At 73.9% G+C, this 19,490-nt stretch carries 17 protein-coding genes and 1 pseudogene; 11 read left to right on the top strand and 7 right to left on the bottom strand.

The features are described 5' to 3' along the window. The first annotated feature begins 96 nt into the window (after window positions 1-96). The gene (locus ACSLTV_RS28690) at window positions 97-582 is read left to right on the top strand and encodes a DUF1203 domain-containing protein (RefSeq protein WP_432133046.1); all 486 of its coding nucleotides are present in this window, start codon (window positions 97-99) and stop codon (window positions 580-582) included. Window positions 583-593: 11 nt separating this feature from the next. Here ACSLTV_RS28690 and ACSLTV_RS28685 read toward each other — a convergent pair. Beyond that, window positions 594-881 (bottom strand): annotated as a pseudogene (locus tag ACSLTV_RS28685) (redoxin domain-containing protein); the annotation flags it as partial. 349 nt (window positions 882-1,230) lie between these two features. On the opposite strand from ACSLTV_RS28685, the gene ACSLTV_RS28680 reads away from it, so the two are divergent. Then, on the top strand, window positions 1,231-2,478 hold the full coding sequence (locus tag ACSLTV_RS28680; RefSeq protein WP_435613139.1) for an MFS transporter: 1,248 nt from the start codon (window positions 1,231-1,233) through the stop codon (window positions 2,476-2,478). Window positions 2,479-2,708: 230 nt separating this feature from the next. Here ACSLTV_RS28680 and ACSLTV_RS28675 read toward each other — a convergent pair whose 3' ends face one another. Further along, on the bottom strand, window positions 2,709-3,647 hold the full coding sequence (locus ACSLTV_RS28675; RefSeq protein WP_432133048.1) for an EamA family transporter: 939 nt from the start codon (window positions 3,645-3,647) through the stop codon (window positions 2,709-2,711). Window positions 3,648-3,772: 125 nt separating this feature from the next. Between ACSLTV_RS28675 and ACSLTV_RS28670 the strand changes: the two genes are divergently transcribed. Further along, the gene (locus ACSLTV_RS28670; RefSeq protein WP_435613138.1) at window positions 3,773-4,285 is read left to right on the top strand and encodes a MarR family winged helix-turn-helix transcriptional regulator; all 513 of its coding nucleotides are present in this window, start codon (window positions 3,773-3,775) and stop codon (window positions 4,283-4,285) included. Between the two features lie 27 nt (window positions 4,286-4,312). Here the strand turns inward: ACSLTV_RS28670 and ACSLTV_RS28665 are convergent, their stop codons facing one another. After that, on the bottom strand, window positions 4,313-5,812 hold the full coding sequence (locus ACSLTV_RS28665) for an FAD-dependent monooxygenase (RefSeq protein ID WP_435613137.1): 1,500 nt from the start codon (window positions 5,810-5,812) through the stop codon (window positions 4,313-4,315). Between the two features lie 259 nt (window positions 5,813-6,071). On the opposite strand from ACSLTV_RS28665, the gene ACSLTV_RS28660 reads away from it, so the two are divergent. After that, the gene (locus ACSLTV_RS28660) at window positions 6,072-6,635 is read left to right on the top strand and encodes a TetR family transcriptional regulator (protein ID WP_432133051.1); all 564 of its coding nucleotides are present in this window, start codon (window positions 6,072-6,074) and stop codon (window positions 6,633-6,635) included. 296 nt (window positions 6,636-6,931) lie between these two features. Here ACSLTV_RS28660 and ACSLTV_RS28655 read toward each other — a convergent pair whose 3' ends face one another. From ACSLTV_RS28655 to ACSLTV_RS28640, 4 genes are all read right to left on the bottom strand, one after another. After that, window positions 6,932-7,207, bottom strand: coding sequence for a hypothetical protein (locus tag ACSLTV_RS28655; protein WP_432133052.1), 276 nt, complete (start codon window positions 7,205-7,207; stop codon window positions 6,932-6,934). A 67-nt stretch (window positions 7,208-7,274) separates the two neighbouring features. After that, window positions 7,275-9,464 (bottom strand): 4-alpha-glucanotransferase, encoded by a 2,190-nt coding sequence (malQ, locus tag ACSLTV_RS28650; protein ID WP_435613136.1) that lies wholly within the window; start codon window positions 9,462-9,464, stop codon window positions 7,275-7,277. Continuing rightward, the gene (locus ACSLTV_RS28645) at window positions 9,465-9,719 is read right to left on the bottom strand and encodes a hypothetical protein (protein WP_432133360.1); all 255 of its coding nucleotides are present in this window, start codon (window positions 9,717-9,719) and stop codon (window positions 9,465-9,467) included. Between the two features lie 694 nt (window positions 9,720-10,413). Then, window positions 10,414-10,950, bottom strand: coding sequence for an HNH endonuclease (locus ACSLTV_RS28640; protein ID WP_362765675.1), 537 nt, complete (start codon window positions 10,948-10,950; stop codon window positions 10,414-10,416). Window positions 10,951-11,254: 304 nt separating this feature from the next. Here ACSLTV_RS28640 and ACSLTV_RS28635 point away from each other — a divergent pair, with 304 nt between their 5' ends. From ACSLTV_RS28635 to ACSLTV_RS28605, 7 genes are all read left to right on the top strand, one after another. Beyond that, window positions 11,255-12,349: a mechanosensitive ion channel family protein gene (locus tag ACSLTV_RS28635; RefSeq protein WP_432133054.1), complete on the top strand. Its 1,095-nt coding sequence runs from the start codon at window positions 11,255-11,257 to the stop codon at window positions 12,347-12,349. A 202-nt stretch (window positions 12,350-12,551) separates the two neighbouring features. Further along, on the top strand, window positions 12,552-13,763 hold the full coding sequence (locus tag ACSLTV_RS28630) for an ROK family transcriptional regulator (protein WP_432133055.1): 1,212 nt from the start codon (window positions 12,552-12,554) through the stop codon (window positions 13,761-13,763). A 112-nt stretch (window positions 13,764-13,875) separates the two neighbouring features. Then, the gene (locus ACSLTV_RS28625) at window positions 13,876-15,213 is read left to right on the top strand and encodes an ABC transporter substrate-binding protein (RefSeq protein ID WP_432133361.1); all 1,338 of its coding nucleotides are present in this window, start codon (window positions 13,876-13,878) and stop codon (window positions 15,211-15,213) included. Window positions 15,214-15,220: 7 nt separating this feature from the next. After that, window positions 15,221-16,162, top strand: a complete 942-nt coding sequence (locus ACSLTV_RS28620) for a carbohydrate ABC transporter permease (RefSeq protein WP_432157896.1) — start codon at window positions 15,221-15,223, stop codon at window positions 16,160-16,162. Window positions 16,163-16,165: 3 nt separating this feature from the next. Beyond that, on the top strand, window positions 16,166-16,999 hold the full coding sequence (locus ACSLTV_RS28615) for a carbohydrate ABC transporter permease (protein ID WP_432133057.1): 834 nt from the start codon (window positions 16,166-16,168) through the stop codon (window positions 16,997-16,999). 7 nt (window positions 17,000-17,006) lie between these two features. Next, window positions 17,007-18,272, top strand: a complete 1,266-nt coding sequence (locus ACSLTV_RS28610) for a 6-phospho-beta-glucosidase (RefSeq protein WP_435613135.1) — start codon at window positions 17,007-17,009, stop codon at window positions 18,270-18,272. After that, entirely contained in the window at window positions 18,263-19,234 is a 972-nt protein-coding gene (locus tag ACSLTV_RS28605) for an N-acetylglucosamine kinase (protein ID WP_435613134.1), read from the top strand. The genes ACSLTV_RS28610 and ACSLTV_RS28605 overlap by 10 nt, the downstream gene beginning before the upstream one ends. Window positions 19,235-19,490: the final 256 nt, after the last annotated feature.

Raw genomic sequence — 19,490 nt, 5'->3', positions numbered from 1 at the left:
CGGGCGGGAGGCTCCCCGCGGCCGGGCCCGGACCCGGTGCAGCACCGGGTCCGAAAGCCGCCGGTGCGACGGGCGGGCAGGCGTCAGCCTGGGCGTATGACGACGACGTACGACACCCCGCACCCCCGCGCCATCCCGCCGCACGTCCTGAAGGACCTGCTGGACCGCGACGACGCCGGCCGCCCCGCAGCCCCCTTCACCGACTCGGAGGGCGGCTCCCCGCTGCGCTGCTGTCTGCGGCACAGCACACCCGGCGAACGGATCGCGCTGGTGTCGTACGCCCCGCTGCGCCGCTGGGCGGCCGGGACCGGGGCCGAACCCGGGCCCTACGACGAGCAGGGCCCCGTCTTCGTGCACGCGGTGCCCTGCGCGGGACCGGCGGCCGGTTCCGGCCTGCCCTTCACCAACGACCGCCGGGTGCTGCGCCGCTACTCCGCCGAGGGGCGCATCCTCGGCGGGCGGCTGGTCGACGGCGGCTTCGGCGACGCGCTGCGTGAGGCGTTCGCCGACCCGGCGGTGGCGGTGGTGCACGTACGGGCCGTGGAGTACGGGTGCTTCCTGTACGCGGTGGAGCGCGGCTGAGGCGGTGCCGGTCAGCCGAGGGGGGTGAGGCCGTCCAGTGCCGCGAGGATGTCGGCCGGTTCGGCGCGGGCGGTGTAGTCGGTGTCGACGAAGGCCCAACGGACCGTGCCCGCGGTGTCGATGACGTACGTGGCGGGGAGCGGGAGGGTGCGGGCGTGGCCGCCGTTGGCACGGTGGAGGTCGGAGCCGATGCGTGCGTAGATGGCGGCCAGGTCGTCGGGCAGGTCGAAGGCGAGGCCGTACTGCTTGGCGGTGTCGCACCCCAGGTCGCTGAGGACGTCGAAGGCCAGGCCGTGCTTACGGCCTCAACCTGCGCTCCCGCGCGGGGACCGCCCCGGAGACGCTGCGGCGGACGGTGACGGCGGCGATCGACGCGGTGGCGGGGGCACGACGGCCAGCGACGTGGCGGGCGGGCGGCGCGCAGAGGCCAGCGACGCGGAGGCCGGGGGCGCAGAGGCCAGCGACGCGGAGGCCGGGCGTGCAGAGGCCAGCGACGCGGAGGCCGGGCGCGGCGAGAGCAAGGGCGGGCGCGAGGACGACCACGCATGGCGAACGGGTCAACTCGGTTCATCAGCAGCCCTTTCGGGGCGCCGAACCGGCGTGCCCGTCCTCGGACTACGGTGATCGTCCGCCGAGCCGAGGGAGACCATGCAGACCGCCACGACGCCGGGGACGACCCGCCGAGGGCCACTGGGCAGCGCCGGCTTCCGGCGCTTCCTGATGGCCCACCTGATCTCGTCGACCGGCTCCGCGATGGCGCCGCTGGCCCTTGCCTACTCGGTCATCGGGGGCGGCGGGGGCGCCGGTTCGCTGTCGCTGGTGCTGGCAGGCAACACCGTGCCGGCCATCGCCTTCCTCCTGGCGGGCGGGGTGCTCGCGGACCGGCTGTCGCGCAGCCGGATCCTGTTCGCCGGCAATCTGCTCGCGGCCGCCGCGCAAGGCGCGCTCGCTCTGATCGTCGCCGGGGGTCACGCGACGACCGCCGCCATCGCCGCCTGCGGCCTCGTCTCCGGTGCGGCCACCGCCGTGACGGCGCCCGCCGCGCAGGGCGCCGTGCGCCTGCTGGTCACCGCCGAGCAGTTGCAGCGGGCCAACGCGCTGCTGCGGCTGCCGGGCAACGCGGTCAAGTTGCTCGGTCCGGTCATCGGCGGGCTGGTCGTCGCCGCGAGCGGTCCGGCCTGGGCGCTGGCCTGGGACGCGGCCACCTTCGCCGTCGCCGCGACGCTCCTGCTCGGGCTGCGCCTGGACGCCCCGCTCACCGTGACCAGCGCGCTCGACGACCTGCGGGCGGGCTGGACCGGCTTCTGGTCGCGCGCCTGGCTGTGGACGTACACGGCGGCGGGAACGGTTCTCGTCGCCGCCTGGCTGGCCGGATTCCAGCTCCTCGGCCCGGTGGTGGCCGCTCGGCGGTACGGGGGCGCCCCCGACTGGGGGTTGGTGCAGGCCACGTTCGCGGGCGGTCTGCTGGCCGGCACCCTCCTCGCCCTGCGCCTGCGCACCCACCGCCTGCTGCTGGTGTCGGTCACGACCGGTTCCGGGCTCGCCCTGCCCCTGCTCGCCCTGGGCGTGGGACTGGCGTTGCCGTACGTGCTCCTCGCCGCCGCGCTCGCCGGGGTCGGACTGGACCTGGCGATCGTCGCCTGGACCACCGCCTTCCAACGCCACGTCCCACCGGCCGAATTGGGCCGCATGAGCGCGTTCAACCAGGTCGGGGAGCGACTCGCCGTCCCCCTCGGCTACCTCGTCGCCGGTCTCGCCGCCGACGTCTGGGACAGCCGTACGGTCCTCCTGGCCTGCGCCACCCTCATCGTGGCCGCCACGGCAGTCAACCTGTGCGTGCCGGACGTGTACCGGGTCGACCGGGCGGGAAGGGCGGGGCCGGCGGAGCGGCCCTGACCTGGGCCGGCCGCGTAGGGCGGCGCCGGGTGCCTGGGCAGGCGGGGCATTTGCGGTGCGACCCGTCTCGATGACTTCGACCCACTCGGTGGACTGGTCCATGAGGCCGGCCACTACGGGACCACCGCACGGCCCCGACACCGCGCCCAACCAGTGCGTGCCGGACGTGTCCTGCAGACCGGGCGGGGGCGGCGAGCGGGGCGGAGGGGACCTGAGGAGGTGGCGGTGGGTCAGCGGCCCGAGACGGCGGGTGCGGGCTCGGCCGTCGGGACGGTGGTGCCGCCGGGACGGGCGGGGGCCGTCGGCCGGACCGTGCCGGTGCCCGCCGGGAGCTGGCCCGCCACCGTGGCGCCGAAGGCGAGGAGCAGGCCGGTCAGCTGGAGCGGGGTGAGGGACTGGCCGAGGGCAGCCCAGCCGAGGACGGCGGCGGTCAGCGGGGAGAGCGGGCCGAGGAAGGTGACCTGGGTGGCGGTGAGGCGGCCGATGCCGCGGAACCACAGCCAGTAGGCGAGGGCCGTGTTGGCGAGGGCGAGATACATGTAGCCGCCGACCGCGGGGGCGTCCAGGGCGGGCGGGGCGCCCTCGACGAGCAGGGCGACCGGGGCGATGAGCAGGCCGCCCGCGGTCAGCTGCCAGGCGGTCAGGGCCAGCGGACCGACACCCGCGGGGCGGCCCCACCGCTTGGTGAGGACCGTACCGGCGGACATGGCGGCGGTGGCGGCGAGGGCCGCGAGCACGCCGAGGGCGTCCAGCGCGCCGGCCGCTCTCAGGACGACCAGGCTGACGCCGAGGGCGGCCACGACGCCGGTGAGCAGCGCGCGAAGGGTGGGGCGCTGGGCCAGCAGCAGCGCCGAGAGGCCGACCACGAACAGGGGGCCGACCGAGCCGACGACCGCCGCCATGCCGCCGGGCAGCCGGTACGCCGCCAGGAACAGCAGCGGGAAGAACGCGCCGATGTTCAGCGCACCGAGCACCGCCGCCTTGGCCCACCAGATGCCGCGTGGCAGCACCCGGGCCAGGGCCAGCAGCAGCAGGCCGGCGGGCAGGGCCCGCAGCAGGCCGGTGAACAGGGGGCGGTCGGCCGGCAGGAACTCCGTGGTGACCGCGTAGGTCGTGCCCCAGGAGACGGGGGCGAGGGCGGTGAGCAGGACGGTGGCGGATCGCTTCATGGCCGGACCCTCTCCAGCAGTGGGATAGCTCGTAGGTGGCTTACAGGAGAGTAGCTTAGCGCTAAGCAACTTGCTGGCAAGTTGCTTTCTTGCGGGCGAACGGGAATCCGGCCGATACTGGGCGCATGAGCTCAGAACCCCAGGCCACCGGGGACGCCGTCGACGCGATCATCGAGCAGTGGGCGGCGGTCCGGCCCGATCTGGACACGGCCGCCATGGAGGTGTTCGGCCGGGTGTTCCGCCTCGCGCGGGCGATGGGCGACCGGATAGAGAAGGCTTACGCGCCACTCGGCCTCGCCCGCGGCGAGTTCGACGTCCTCGCCACCCTGCGCCGCTCGGGCGAGCCGTACGCCCTCTCGCCGCGCGAGCTGTCCGCGACGCTCATGCTCACCACCGGCGGCATGACCGGCCGCCTCGACAAGCTCGAACGGGCCGGCCTGCTCAGCCGCTCCCCCGACCCGCACGACCGGCGGGGACTGCGCGTGACGCTCACCGAGCGGGGCCTCGACCTCGTCGAACGCGCGGTCGGCGCCGGCCTCGCCGTCCAGACGGAGGCCCTGTCCTCCGCCCTCGACGCCGAACAGGCCGGCCAACTGGCCGACCTGTTGAGAGAGTTGCTGTCCGCGACGGAACGTTAGCCGCGCCGGTACCGGCCGCCGCCGGGCTCAACCGACGTGCGCGGCGAGCGCGGCCTCCAGCGCGGCGGCGTCGGGGGCGTCGGACGCCCAGGCGGCGTATCCGTCGGGGCGGACCAGGACCGTCGTACGGCGGGCACTCGCCCAGCGCGCCACCGTCACCCCGTCGGCGCGGACGCCCTTCGGGTCGGCCCCGGGGCCGTCGGCCGGGGCGAGCAGGACGAACCGGCCGCCGCGCAGCGCCTCGTAGAGGCGGCCGCCGTCGGCCAGGGCCACGTCCGGGACGCGGGTGCCGGTGAGGCGGTGGGCACCGCGCGGGGCGGGGTACCGGTACCCGATGCCGGAGATCTGCCCGAGCGCCTTGCGCTGGGCGGGCCGGGCCACGTTGACGAACGCCGAGACCAGGCCGCGCACGGCTCGCAGCACCGGGTTCCGCGCCCGGGCCAGCCGCACCAGGCCGCCGCTGCTGCGCAGCACCGCCTTGCCGACCGGGTGCCGCTCGGTCTGGTAGGTGTCCAGGAGCGCCTCGGGGGCGTGCCCCTTGACCACGGCCGCGAGCTTCCAGCCGAGGTTGGCGGCGTCCTGCAGGCCGGTGTTCATGCCCTGACCGCCCGCCGGGGAGTGCACGTGCGCGGCGTCCCCGGCGAGGAAGACCCGCCCGACCCGGTACCGCGGCGCCTGCCGCTCGTCGCTGTGGAATCGCGACAGCCAGCGCGCGTCGTGCATGCCGTAGTCGGTGCCCAGCGCCCGGCGCGTGACCTCCTTGACCTCGTCGAGGTCGAGCGGGGCGTCGTCCGGGACCTCGTGACGGCGGTTCCAGCCCATCACCCGGTACCAGCCGTCACCGAAGGAGGCGATCATCGCGAAGGCGTCGCCGGCGCCGTTGACGGTGAGGACGCCGTCGGGCCGCTCCGCGAGCCGGACGTCGGCCAGGAACAGCGACTTGATGACGGCCACGCCGGGGAACGACACGCCGATCGCCTGCCGTACGGCACTGCGGTGACCGTCCGTGCCGACCACGTAGGCGGCGCGGCGGGTGACGACCTCCCCGTCCGGGCCGCGCACGTCGAGGTCGACCCCGTCGCCGTCCTGCCGCAGCGCGACCACCTCGCTCTGGTGGGAGAACTCGACGCCCAGCTCCAGCACCCTCCGCTCCAGCAGCCGCTCGACCTCGTACTGCGGGGTGATGAGCAGGAACGGGAAGCGGGAGCGGAGCGTGCCGAGATCCAGGGAGAGCCGACGGAAGAGGCTCAGCTCGGTGATGGTGTCGCCGGTGGCGATCAGCTGGTCGGCGAGACCGCGGGCGTCGAGCTGCTCCAGGGTGCGGGCGTGCACGCCGAAGGCGCGGGAGAGGTTGCTGATGCCGTGGGGGCGCTTCTCGAGGACGGTGACCGGGACGCCGGCGGCAGCGAGGTCGCCGGCGAGGAGGAGGCCGGTGGGGCCCGAGCCCACGACGATCACGGGGTGCGGTGTTCCGGCGGCGGCTTCGGTGAGGGTTTCGGTGTGGGTGCCGGGGCGGGGCGCGGTCATTCTTGGCCTCCTGATGCCAACGGTTGTTGGTCAACGGCTGTTGGTCAACGCTTGTAGGCAAGCTTAGGTCCACCGTCGATGGCGGTCAACGGGTGTTGGCAAACAACTGTTGGCATCACGGGCGGGAGGCTGAGGCTCACGCCGAGCCGGAGGCCAAGGCTCGCGCCGAGCGGGGGGCCAAGGCTCGCGCCGAACGACCCCACCCACACCAGAGGGCCCACACTGGTTGGCCAACACGAGTTGGCCTACGCTCGTTGGCATGACGGACACCAAACGCCGCTCCGACGCCACCCGCACCGCGATCCTCGACGCGGCCCGGGAACGCTTCGCCGCCGACGGCTACGACCGGGCCACCATCCGGGCCATCGCCCGGGACGCGAACATCGACCCCTCGATGGTGATGCGCTACTACGGCAGCAAGGAGGGCCTCTTCGCGGCGGCGATCGCCGTCGATCTCAAGCTGCCGGACCTGACCGCGTTCCCCCGCGAGGAGGTCGGGCAGGCACTGGTGGGCCACTTCCTCGACCTGTGGGAGGCGAACGAGGTGCTCACCGCCCTGCTGAGAGTGGGCATCACCAACCAGGCCGGCGCCGAGCGGATGCAGATCATCTTCCGTGAGCAGCTGCTGCCCGTGGCCCGCACGGTGTGCCCGGACCCGGAACAGATCCCGATCCGTGCCGCGCTCTGCTCGACGCAGCTCCTGGGGCTGGCGCTCACCCGATACGTACTGCGTTTCCCGCCTGCCGCGGCGCTGTCCCGGCAGGAGGTGCTGGCCTGGCTGGCCCCCACCGTCCAGCGCTACCTCACGGCGCCGCACCCGTGAGCCCGGGACCGCCCCGCCCCGCCCCGCCCGCACGGTCACAGGCACCCATCCGCAGGACCACCCACCCGCATGACCACCCACCCGCATGACCGACCGATCGCGTGACCGTCCGACCGCCCGGCCGCGTGGCCCTGCGACCGCGCAGCCGCAGCGAGCCCGCAAACGCCGAAGCAGCGCCGCACCAACGCCGCACCAACGCCGAGGGCGCCCTCCCTGTCGTCGTTCGGCACGGGGCCGTACGGCGGTGGGGAGGGCGCCCTCGGAGTGGAGCGGAGCGCGTCCTGAGACGCGGCGGGTCAGGCCTTCGCTTCGGCCTTGGTGGTGATGTTGGTGCTGGTGGTGTCGCTCTTCTTCTGCGAGCGGTCCAGGACCATGACGAGGCCCGCGATGATCGCGAACAGCGCGAGCGGGGCCAGGACGAACAGGCCCAGCGTCTCGATGACGCTCAGGCCCGGGCCGGGGTCGTCGCCGTCGTCGCGGGTGAGCGCGAGCGCGGGGGACGACATGAGCAGCATCATCAGCGTCGTACCGGCGGCCAGGGCGCCGGCGCGCAGGGCGTTCTTCTTGTCCACGGTGCCAAGGTAGCGAACGGCGGGCGGGCGGGCTCGCCCGGGGTGCCTTATGAGTGGCCGAGGCCGGTCACACGTGGCCGGTACCGGCGCCGTCCGCCTCGGCCTCAGCCGCGGACCCGGGATCCCGCAGGACGTCGACCAGCGCGCGGAGTCTCGCCGACCCGGTCAGCTCCTCCAGCGTGACCGGCCGGCCTTCCGCGTCCGCGATCGGCAGACGCCAGTTCGGATACTGGTCCCAGGTGCCGGGGAGGTTCTGCGGCCGGCGGTCACCGACGCCGTCGGGCAGCCAGACGCCGATCATGCGGGCGGGGGTGTGCCGCAGGAACCGGTGGACGGCCTGGATCTGGGCCTCCTCGGAGCCGCGGTCGGCGCCGCCGCCGGTGCCGGCCAGCAGCCCCAGCTGGGTGAGTTCGCCCAGCCACTCCCCCGTGTCGGCGGCGTCGGCGGCGCGCTCCTCCTCCAGCGGGCGGGTGAGCAGCCCGAGGCGGTCGCGCAGGGCGACGTGGTCGCCGGTGAGGCGGGCGGCGGTGGGCGGCAGGTCGTGGGTGGTGGCGGTGGCCAGGCAGTCGGCGCGCCAGCGGTCGGGGGGCAGCGGGCGGGCGTCGCCCTCCCAGTCGCGCTCGAACCACAGGACGGAGGTGCCGAGCACCCCGCGCTCGCGCAGCGCCTCGCGCACGCCGGGCTCCACGGTGCCGAGGTCCTCGCCGATCACCACGGCGCCGGCCCGGGACGCCTCCAGGACGAGGACGGCGAGCATGGCGTCGGCGTCGTAGTGGATGTACGTGCCCTGGGTGGGCGGTTCGCCCTGCGGGACCCACCAGAGGCGGAACAGGCCCATGACGTGGTCGATGCGCAGGGCACCGGCGTACCGGAAGAGGGCGCGCAGCAGCCGTCGGTAGGGCGCGTAGCCGGACGCGGCGAGGCGGTCCGGGCGCCAGGGCGGCAGGCCCCAGTCCTGGCCGCGGGCGTTGAAGGCGTCCGGGGGCGCGCCGATCGACATGCCGGACGCGAGGTAGTCCTGCTGGGCCCAGGCGTCCGCACCGGTGGGGTGCACGCCGACCGCCAGGTCGTGGACGACACCGACCGGCATGCCGGCCTCGCGCGCGGTGCGCTGGGCGGCGACGAGCTGGGTGTCGGTGAGCCAGGCGAGCCGGCAGTGGAAGTCGACGCGGTCGGCCAGGTCGGTGCGGGCGCGGGCGGTCTCGGCCGAGCGGGGGTCGCGCAGGCCCGCCGGCCAGCGGCTCCAGTCGGAGCCGTGGACCTCGGCGAGGGCGCACCAGGTGGCGTGGTCCTCCAGGGCCTCACCCTGTTCGGCGAGGAAGTCGCAGTAGGCGGCGTGCCGTCCGGGCCCCAGGGGCACCTCGGCCAGCAGGTCGAGCGCGGCGCGCTTGAGGGCCCAGGTCGCGTCGCGGTCGATCAGGGCGCCCTCGTCCAGTACGGCGGCGCGCAGCCGGGACGCGCGGTCGCGCAGGTCGCGGGTGCGGTCGGGGTCGGCGACGAAGGCGTACTCGGGGATGTCCTCGATGCGCAGGTGCACCGGGTCGGGGAAGCGGCGGGAGGACGGCCGGTAGGGGGAGGGGTCGGTGGGGGTGCCGGGTACGGCCGCGTGCAACGGGTTGACCTGCACGAACCCGGCGCCGAGGGCCCGCCCGGCCCAGCCGGTGAGTTCGGCCAGGTCACCGAGGTCGCCCATGCCCCAGGAGCGGGTGGACAGCAGGGAGTAGAGCTGGACGAGCAGTCCGTACGAGCGTCCGGGCGGCGCCGGGAGCCGGGCCGGGGCCACGATCAGGTGGGCGCGGGCGGTGCGGCCGTCCGGGGCGGTGGCGGTCAGGGCGTGGACGCCGGGCGGGAGGTGGGCGGGCGGGCCCGGGGCGGGCATCGGCGCGTGGGCCCGGCCGTCCTCGGTGGTGATGTGCAGCTGGGTGCCCTCGGGGAGGGCGGCCAGGGCCCGGGGCGGCCGGGTGGAGCCGTTCCAGACGACGACCGTGGGCGGAAGCAGTCGTCGTGCCAGGTCCCGCTCGCGGACGGCGAGCGCCTCGCGCACGGCCTCCGGGTCGCTCGCGTCGACGCCCAGGGCGGCCAGGGCGCGGATGACGGCGAGGACGGAGGCGGGGACCGTGCGGTCCGGGGCGGGGCGGTAGGACGTGGCGACGCCGTGCAGGTCGGCGAGCCGGGCCAGTTCCTCGGAGAGCGCCCCGCTCGCGTCCGGCGGGTCCGGTGGCTCGGTCGGGGCCGGCTCCGGCCCTGGCGCGGTCATCTAGGACCTCATGAAGTCGGGGTCTACGGCGGCGAGCGGCGGCTCGCTGGTCAGCGGCTCGACGGCGGCGAGCGGCGGCTCGCTGGTCAGCGGCTCGACATCGGGCAGGGGCGGTTCGCTGGTCAGCGGCGCCTCGGTGCAGGCGCTCTCGGCGCTGAACGCGCAGGCACGGGATTCGGCTGCGTCGGCGTACTCGGCAGACGCGCGGTATGCGGCGGACGCCCGGTGATCGGCGGATGCCGTGCGCTCGGCGATGCCGGTGCGCTGGACGGGCAGTTCCGCCGGGCGTTTGGAGTGGATGGGGAGCCGGGGGTGGGCGGGTGCGACCACGGTGACCTCCTAGTCGGGCCGTTGCGGGATTACCGCAGCCCTACCCAGTGGGCGCGGCCACAGACGTACCTGATGGAACAACGCGCTGTTCATCACATTCTGTCCCATCTTGGCGGGGGCTCGGCAACCGTGCCGGAGGGGCGTGGGGCGAGGTGGGGGCGCGGAAGTGCGCCGCGTGCGCGTCCCGCAAGAGCGCCGTGCGTGCCCGGGACACGCCCGCGTGCACGCCCGCACGCCGGGCGCGGGAGACCTGCGCCATGCCGCGCGCCCCGGGGCGTGCACAGCGCGGAGGGCACGGCGGGGGCGCGAGAGGCTTACCGAGGGGGGCGGCGAGGGTGCGAGGACCATGGCGGGGCGGTGAGGGTACGGCAGGGAGGCGAGAGCCATGCCGGGGCACCGGGAGCACGGCGGGAGCGCGACAGCCATGCTGGGGCGCGAGGCGTCCGACGCGCGCCGGCGGCGACTGTCGAGCACGGGCGGGCGGCCGTCGAGTACGGGCACTGTCGAGCACGGGCGGCACCGGCAAGGGCGGCGCCCGGCGCGGGACGGACGACGCCCCGCCCCGGCCGGACCGGCGGCGGCCTCCCGGTGGTGGGGCGGGTGCGCGAAGGCCCGGACCTCAGGCGGAGATGCCGTCGATCCGGGCCAGGGCGTCGTCCGCGCCGTACGGCTGCAAGTAGGGCAGCCAGCGCGGGTCACGGTGGCCGGTGCCGATGATGCGCCAGGCCAGGCCGGTCGGAGGAGCGGGTTTGTGGCGCAGCCGCCAGCCGATCTCACCGAGGTGACGGTCGGCCTTCACGTGGTTGCAGCGGCGGCACGAGGCCACCACGTTGTCCCAGACGTGCTTGCCCCCGCGGCTGCGCGGAATGACGTGGTCGACGCTGGTTGCGACGCCACCGCAGTACATGCACCGGCCGCCGTCGCGCGCGAAGAGCGCACGGCGGGTAAGAGGAACGGGCCCCCGATAGGGAACCCGGACGAATCGCTTGAGCCGGACCACACTTGGCGCGGGGACAGTGACGGTTGCGCTGTGCAGGAAGGCGCCCGACTCCTCAAGGCACACGGCCTTGTTCTCCAGGACGAGGATGAGCGCGCGGCGGAGCGGTACGACGCCGAGCGGCTCGTACGACGCGTTGAGGACCAGGACATGCGGCACGGATGCCTCCTTGGGCGTCGGCGGCGCGTGGCTCGCGCCGGGACGATCTGCAGTCAGTCTCCCCTCATGCCTGGTGAACGCGCCACCATGTCCCGGTAACGGGCTGGGAGTGTTTTCGACCACATCTGGATGTGTCCCCCGGATCGAGGGGCCGCTAAGCGCAGGTGGGCACGTTCCGCGCGCCGGGCGTCCGGCGGGGGCACGCCCCGGACCCCGTTAGTGTGTTCTTCCCGCCCGTACGGTGACCTTTTCGTGACCTTGGTGAGCGCCGGGGGTGGGCCGACGCACCTGGAGGTACCCCGCCGTGTCCCTGTTCGCCGCTCCGTCGGCCGCCGATCCCTCGCCGTCCCCGTCGTCGACCGAGACGCCGGCCGTGACGGTGCCCTCGCTGCAGGACGCCCAGCAGAGCGCGACGAGCGCCGCCGGGTGGGTCGAGGAGAACTGGGCGACGTGGCTCGCGATCGGGCTGCGGGTGCTGCTGATCCTGGTGATAGCGGCGGTGCTCCGGGTGGTGGTGCTGCGGGCGATCACCAAGCTGATAGACCGCATGAACCGCACGGCGCCGGGGGTGGACGGGACCACGCTGGGCGGTCTGCTGGTGAACGTGGAGCGCCGCCGTCAGCGCTCACAGGCGATCGGGTCGGTGCTGCGCTCGGTGGCGGGCTTCCTGATCCTGGGCACGGCGGCCCTGATGGTGCTGTCCACCTTCGAGATCAACCTGGCTCCGCTGCTGGCGTCCGCCGGTGTCGCGGGCGTGGCGATCGGCTTCGGCGCGCGCAACCTGGTCACCGACTTCCTCTCCGGCGTGTTCATGATCCTGGAGGACCAGTACGGCGTCGGCGACACGATCGACGCGGGGGTCGCCTCCGGCGAGGTCGTCGAGGTCGGGCTGCGGGTCACCAAGCTGCGCGGCGACAACGGGGCGATCTGGTACGTCCGCAACGGCGAGGTCAAGCGCATCGGCAACATGTCCCAGGGCTGGTCCACGGCGCACGTCGAGGTCACCCTGCGCCCCGACGAGGACCTGACGCTGGTCAAGGAGGTCCTCACCACGGCCGGCGAGGCGATGTCGCGGGACGAGCCGTGGAACGAGCGGCTGTGGGGCCCGGTCGAGGTGCTCGGCCTGGACAGCGTGAAGCCGGACGCGATGGTGATGCACGTCGCCGCCAAGACCATGCCGGGCAAGGCCGCGCCGGTGGAGCGCGAGCTGCGCTGGCGCCTGAAGCAGGCCCTGGACGCGGCCGGCATCAGCGTCGTCGCCCCGGCGGAGGAGGCCGGGGCGGAGGAGACCGCGCCGGACCCCTCGGCGTCGATCGCGGCCCCGTCGGCCTTCGCCAACGCCCTCTCCCCGCAGTCCCGGGCTACGGCGCCGCTGACCCCGCCCGGTGCCACGAGGTAGCACCGGACCGCCCGTCCGACCACCGCCCCGGCGCCTTCGTGCCGGGGCGGTGGTGTGTCGCCGCCGGAAGCACCCCCTTGACGCCTTGCTCCGCCAAGCCCTACCGTCCTCGCACACCGACGATAGGAAACTTTCCTAACAGTCGCCTCGGAAGGGGCGCCGTATGGGAAGCTGGGCAGCCGAGAGGCAGGTGTCGAACTCCATGGCAGGAACCGCCGGTACGCCGGGCACCCCGCGGGTGCTGCGCGCCATGAACGACCGCGCGGCCCTGGACCTGCTGCTGGCGCACGGGCCGCTGTCGCGCACCCGGATCGGCAAGCTCACCGGCCTGTCCAAACCGACCGCCTCCCAGCTGCTCGCCCGCCTCGAAGCGGCCGGGCTGGTGCTGGCCACCGGCACCAGCGAGGGCCGGCCCGGACCCAACGCACAGCTCTACGAGGTCAACCCGGACGCCGGGTACGCCGCCGGGCTGGACGTCACCCCCGAGCGCGCCCTCGCCGCCGTCGCCGACATCACCGGGCGCACCGTCGGCACCCACGAGGTGCCCGCGCCGGGCCGCAAGACCGCCGAGGCGGTCGTACGCCAGGTCACCGACGCACTGGACGGTGCCGTGAAGGCGGCGGGGCTGGCCCGGGACGACGTGCGCCGGCTCGTGGTCGCCACCCCGGGCGCCTTCGACCCCACCACCGGACGGCTGCGCTACGCCTCGCACCTGCCCGGCTGGCACTCCCCCGCGTTGCTCGACGAGCTCGCCGCCGCGCTGCCGATGCCGGTGGAGTACGAGAACGACGTCAACCTGGCCGCCGTGGCCGAGCAGCGGCTCGGGGCGGCCCGGGGGCACCAGGACTTCGTGCTGCTGTGGAACCAGGAGGGGCTGGGCGCGGCCCTGGTGCTGGGCGGACGGCTGCACCGCGGGTGGACCGGTGGCGCCGGCGAGGTGGGTTTCCTTCCGGTTCCCGGCGCGCCGCTCGTACGCCATGTCACCAAGGCCAACAGCGGCGGCTACCAGGAGCTGGCCGGCTCGCAGGCCATTCCGCAGCTCGCGGCCGCACTCGGCTTCTCCGACATCCCCATGGGGCCGTACGCCGAGTCCGCCGCCGAGCTGGTCGCCCGTGCGGCCGCCGAGGACACCGCGCAGCACCAGCTGCTGCTGCGGACCTACGCGACACGGCTGGCGACCGGTCTGGCCTCGCTCGTCTCCGTCCTCGACCCCGAACTCGTCGTGCTGAGCGGCGCACTGCTCACGGCCGGCGGCGAGCCGCTGCGCGCCCTGGTCCAGGCCGAACTGGCGGAGCTGGCCGCGTCCCGGCCGAAGCTGGTCGTCGGCGACGTACGCGAACACCCCGTGCTGCGCGGCGCGTTGGAGAGCGCGCTGGCAGCCACCCGCGACGAGGTCTTCGACACCTCCCGCTGACCGCACGGCGCACGGCGCGCACCCGCCCCCTGCTCCCCCTCGCGTTCCCCTCACCCCCGCTTTCTCCTCATCCACCGCCCCGTCCCTGGGAGGCCCCGTCATGCCCGCAGCCATGCCCGAGAAGACAAGAAAAGCGGCTTTCACCCTGATTGCGGTGACCGCGCTCTCGCTGCTGGCCACCGCCTGCACCGGCCAGAGCGGCGGCACGGCCGCCGACGACGCGTCCGGGGAGGCGACGATCACCTTCTGGCACGCGTGGAGCGCGCCCGGCGAGGTCAAGGCCGTCAAGGAGCTGGTGGCCGGCTTCGAGAAGGCGCACCCCGACATCCATGTGAACGTCGTCGGCAACATGACCGACGACAAGATCAACCAGGCGCTGCGCGCGGGCGGTTCCAAGGCGCCCGACGTGATCTCCTCGTTCACCACGAACAGCGTGGGCCGGTTCTGCGCGTCGGGCGCGCTGGTCGACCTCAACCCGTTCTTCGAGAAGGCCGGTCTCGACCCGGAGAAGACCTTCCCGAAGGCGATGAACGAGTACACCCAGTACGACGGCGACCGGTGCACGGTCCCCTTGCTGGGCGACGCGTACGGGCTCTACTACAACAAGACGGCGTTCGCGAAGGCCGGGATCGCCGCCCCGCCGAAGACCTGGTCCGAGTTCGAGACGGTCGCGAGGAAGCTGACGATCCCCCAGGGCGACGGCTACCGGCAGCTCGGCTTCATGCCGAACTACCACGGCTGGGAGAGCACCACCGAGCACTACCTGGGGCAGTTCTCCCCCACGTACTTCGACCGGGACGGCAGGTCGACCGTCGGCACCGACCCGGCCGTCGCCGCCGGCTTCACCCTGCAGAAGAAGCTGGTGGACTCGCTCGGCGGCTACCGGCGGCTGGAGAAGTTCCGCGCCGGCCTCGGCGACGAGTGGGGCCCCCGGCACCCCTTCCACACCGGTCAGGTCGCCATGCAGATGGACGGCGAGTGGCGGCTCGGCATGGCTCTGGAGGCCAAGCCGGACTTCGAGATCGGTGTCGCCCCGCTGCCCGTCCCGGACGACCGGGCGGACGAGTACGGCAAGGGCTACATCACCGGCACCATCGCCGGCATCGCCGCCACCAGCCGCAAGCAGAACGCGGCCTGGGAACTGGTGAAGTACATGACCACCGACACCGACGCGGTGGTGGGCTTCGCCAACGCCATCCACAACGTGCCGTCGACGCTGGCCGCCCTGAAGTCGCCGAAGCTGACGTACGACCCGCGCTTCAAGACCTTCCTCGACATCGCGGCGAACCCGCACTCGACCACGGCCCCCGCGACCGTCAACGGAGGCGTCTACCTCGCCACGCTCCAGCAGTTCGGCTACGACTACGAGAGCGGCAAGGCCACGGACCTCAAGGCCGGACTGCGCGAGACGGCCGAGCAGATCGACACCGACATCGCCCAGGCGAAGTAGCCAGCCGATGCGCACCGTCACCCTCGCCGCCAAACGCCGCCGGGCCGCGCTGCGGACCGTTGCCTTTCTTTCCCCCTGGCTGATCGGGTTCTCGGTCTTCTTCGCGTATCCGCTGCTGTCGACCGTCTACTTCTCGTTCATGCACTACGACGGCTTCCGGCCGCCGACGTGGAACGGCACCCGCAACTGGACGTACGTCTTCGCGCACTACCCCTACTTCTGGCCCGCCCTGCGCAACACGCTGTGGCTGGTCCTCGTGGCGGTCACCCTCCGGGTTGCGTTCGGCCTGGGCGTGGGGCTGCTCATCACGAAGATCAAGACGGCCACCGGGGTCTTCCGCACCCTGTTCTACCTGCCCTACCTGGCCCCGCCGGTGGCCGCCACCATGGCCTTCGCCTTCCTGCTCAACCCCAGCACCGGGCCGGTGAACTCGCTGCTGGAGAAGACCGGCGTGCCGGCACCGGGCTGGTTCAACGACCCCGCCTGGTCCAAGCCGGCACTCACCCTGCTCGCCCTGTGGGGCGTCGGCGACCTCATGGTCATCTTCATGGCCGCGCTGCTCGACGTACCGAGGGAACAGTACGAGGCGGCGGAGCTGGACGGGGCGTCGGCGTGGCAGCGGTTCCGGTACGTGACCCTGCCCACCATCTCGCCGATCGTGATGTTCGCCGTGGTCACCGGCGTGATCCAGACCATGCAGTACTACACGCAGCCGCTGGTCGCCGGGAAGGTCGCCTCGGGCGTCATCCAGGGCGCCGGCACCCTCTTCGAGCCCGGCTACCCGGAACACTCCACCCTGACCCTCCCCCAGCTCGTCTACAACCTCGGCTTCCAGCGCTTCGACTACGGCTCGGCGTGTGTGGTGGCCCTCGTCCTGTTCGCCCTGTCGACGGCGTTCACAGCGCTGCTGATGCGCCGCCGGGGCGGACTCGTACAGGCAGGTGACTGACCAGTGAACCGCCGTACGACGGCACTGCGGTGGATAGCGGTGCACTCGCTGGGCGTGGCGGCCGCCCTGTTCTTCGTGCTGCCCTTCGTCTTCGTCCTGCTGACCTCCCTGATGAACGACAGCCAGGCACTGAGCCGGGACCTGATCCCCGACACCTGGGAGTGGGGCAACTACCGGAAGGTCTTCGACACCCCGGGCTTCGCGCTCTGGTGGAGAAACACCCTGCTGTACGCGGGGCTGGGAACGGTCCTGACGGTCGTCTCCTCGATCCCCGTGGCCTACGCGCTCGCCAAGTTCCGCTTCAGGGGCCGGAACCTGGCGCTGATGCTGGTGATCTCGATGATGATGCTGCCGCCGCAGGTGGTGATCATCCCGATGTACCTGTTCTGGGCCCGGCAGCTGGACCTGTCCGGCACGCTGTGGCCGCTGATCGTGCCGATGGCGTTCGGCGACGCGTTCTCGATCTTCCTGCTGCGGCAGTTCCTGACGACGATCCCCGACGAGTACGTCGACGCGGCCAAGGTGGACGGCTGCGGTGATCTGCGGACCCTGCTGAAGGTCGTCCTGCCCATGGCGAAGCCCGGCATCGCGGCCGTCGCCCTGTTCCAGTTCTTCTACGCCTGGAACGACTACTTCGGCCCGCAGATCTACGCCTCGGAGAACCCGGACGCCTGGACCCTGTCCTACGGCCTGGAGTCGTTCAAGGGCATGCACCACACCGACTGGAACCTCACCATGGCCGCCACGGTGCTGGTCATGGCCCCCGTCATCCTCGTGTTCTTCTTCGCGCAGAAGGCGTTCGTCGAGGGTGTCACGCTGACCGGAGTGAAGGGCTGAACCGGCGATGAAACTGACAGTGGTCGGCGGAGGCTCGACCTACACCCCCGAACTCGTCGACGGGTTCGCCCGTCTCAGGGACACCCTGCCCGTCGAGGAACTAGTGCTCGTGGACCCGGCGGCCGACCGGCTGGAGCTGGTGGGCGGCCTGGCCCGGCGGATCCTCGCCCGGCAGGGCCACCCGGGCCGCATCGTCACCACCGCCGACCTGGACGCGGCCGTGGAGGGCGCCGACGCGGTGCTGCTGCAACTGCGGGTCGGCGGCCAGGCGGCCCGCGAACAGGACGAGACGTGGCCGCTGGAGTGCGGCTGCGTGGGCCAGGAGACCACCGGTGCCGGCGGGCTGGCCAAGGCGCTGCGCACGGTCCCGGTGGTCCTCGGCATCGCCGAACGGGTGCGCCGCGCCAACCCGGACGCCTGGATCATCGACTTCACCAACCCGGTCGGCATCGTCACGCGCGCGTTGCTGCGCGCCGGGCACAAGGCGGTCGGGCTGTGCAACGTGGCGATCGGCTTCCAGCGCCGGCTCGCCGGCCACCTCGGCGTGCCGCCGGCCGAGGTCCACCTGGACCACGTGGGCCTGAACCATCTGACGTGGGAGACCGGGGTGCGGCTCGGCGGCCCGGAGGGCGCGGACGTCCTGCCCCGGCTGCTCGCCGACCACGCGGAGGCGATCGCCGACGACCTGCGGCTGCCGCGCCCGCTGCTGGACCGCCTCGGCGTGGTCCCGTCGTACTACCTGCGCTACTACTACGCGCACGACGAGGTGGTCCGCGAGCTGCGCGCCAAGCCGTCGCGGGCGGCCGAGGTGGCGGCCATGGAGCGGGACCTGCTGCGGCTGTACGCGGACCCGGCGCTCGACGAGAAGCCCGAGCTGCTCGCCCGCCGGGGCGGCGCCTACTACTCGGAGGCCGCCGTGGACCTGGCGGCGGCGCTGCTCGGCGGCACGGGCAGCCCGTACCAGGTGGTGAACACGTACAACAACGGCACGCTGCCCTTCCTGCCGCCGGACGCGGTGATCGAGGTGCAGGCCGCCGTCGGCCCCACTGGCCCCGTCCCGCTGCCGGTCACCGCGCCGGACCCGCTGTTCGCGGGTCTGATGGCGGGCGTGACGGCGTACGAGGAACTGGCGCTGGAGGCGGCTGTCGGGGGCGGCCGGGAGCGGGTGTTCCGGGCGCTGCTCGCGCATCCCCTGGTCGGGCAGTACGCGCACGCGGAAGCCCTCACCGACCGGCTGCTCGCGCACAACCGGGAGCACCTCGCGTGGGCCTGAGCGCGAGTGTCCTCGCCATCGACGCGGGCAACAGCAAGACCGACGTGGCGGTGGTGGGGGCCGACGGGCGGGTGCTGGCCGTCGCGCGCGGGGGCGGCTTCCGGCCGCCGACGGTGGGCGTGGAGCGGGCCGTGGACGGGCTCGCGCGGACGGTCACGCGCGCGTACCGGGCGGCGGGTGTGGACACGGCCGCCCATGTCTCGGCCTGCCTCGCCAACGCCGACCTCCCGGTGGAGGAGGAGCGGCTGACGGCCGCGCTGCACGCCCGCGCGTGGGGCGCGTCGGTGGACGTGCGCAACGACACCTTCGCGATCCTGCGGGCGGGGGCCGCCGAGCCGCGGGGCGTGGCCGTGGTGTGCGGCGCGGGCATCAACTGCGTCGGCATGCGCCCCGACGGCCGTACCGCCCGCTTCCCCGCCCTCGGCCGTATCTCCGGGGACTGGGGCGGCGGTTGGGGCCTTGCGGAGGAGGCGCTGTGGTTCGCTGCGCGCGCCGCGGACGGGCGGGGCGAACCGACCGCGCTGGCCCGCACCCTGCCCGCCCACTTCGGCCTCGACTCGATGGACGCGCTGATCGAGGCGCTGCACCTGGAGCGGGTCGAGCCGCGCCGCCGCCACGAGTTGACGCCGGTGCTGTTCGCGACGGCCGCGGGGGGCGACGCCGTCGCCGGGGGGATCGTCGACCGGCTGGCCGGCGAGGTGGTGGCCATGGCGACCGTCGCGCTGACCCGGCTCGACCTGCTGGCGGAGGACGTCCCGGTGCTGCTGGGCGGCGGTGTCCTGACCGCCGGTCACCACCGGCTCGACGACGGGATACGGCGGCTGCTCGCGGCCCGGGCACCCAAGGCCGTACCCCGGGTGGTGCGGGCCAGCCCGGTGCTGGGGGCGGCGCTGCTGGGGCTGGACCGGGTGGGCGCTCCGCCGGAGGCGCACGCGCGCGTGAGGGCGCACTACGGCGGCTGAACCGAGCCGCCCGCACCGTCGCCCGCACGGGGGCGCGGCGGTCCCGGGAACGTCTCCCCGCGGGAGCGGCCGGGTGCCGCGCCCGCCCCGGCGCACGCGCGGCGGGCGCCGGGGCGCGCGCCGCCCAGGTTCGCGTGCGCCAGGTTCCCGTGCGCCGGGTTCCCCTGCACCTGCGGGTTTAGGGCGGCGGCCCTCCGCCCCGGCCACGCTCCCAGGTACCGGCGACGCCGGCCGGCCGGAACCGAACAGGGCCCCC

It is taken from the genome of Streptomyces sp. bgisy159 (assembly GCF_965341775.1).
In the GTDB taxonomy this organism is placed as follows: Bacteria; Actinomycetota; Actinomycetes; order Streptomycetales; family Streptomycetaceae; genus Streptomyces.
This window is presented reverse-complemented; position numbering and strand designations above follow the sequence as displayed.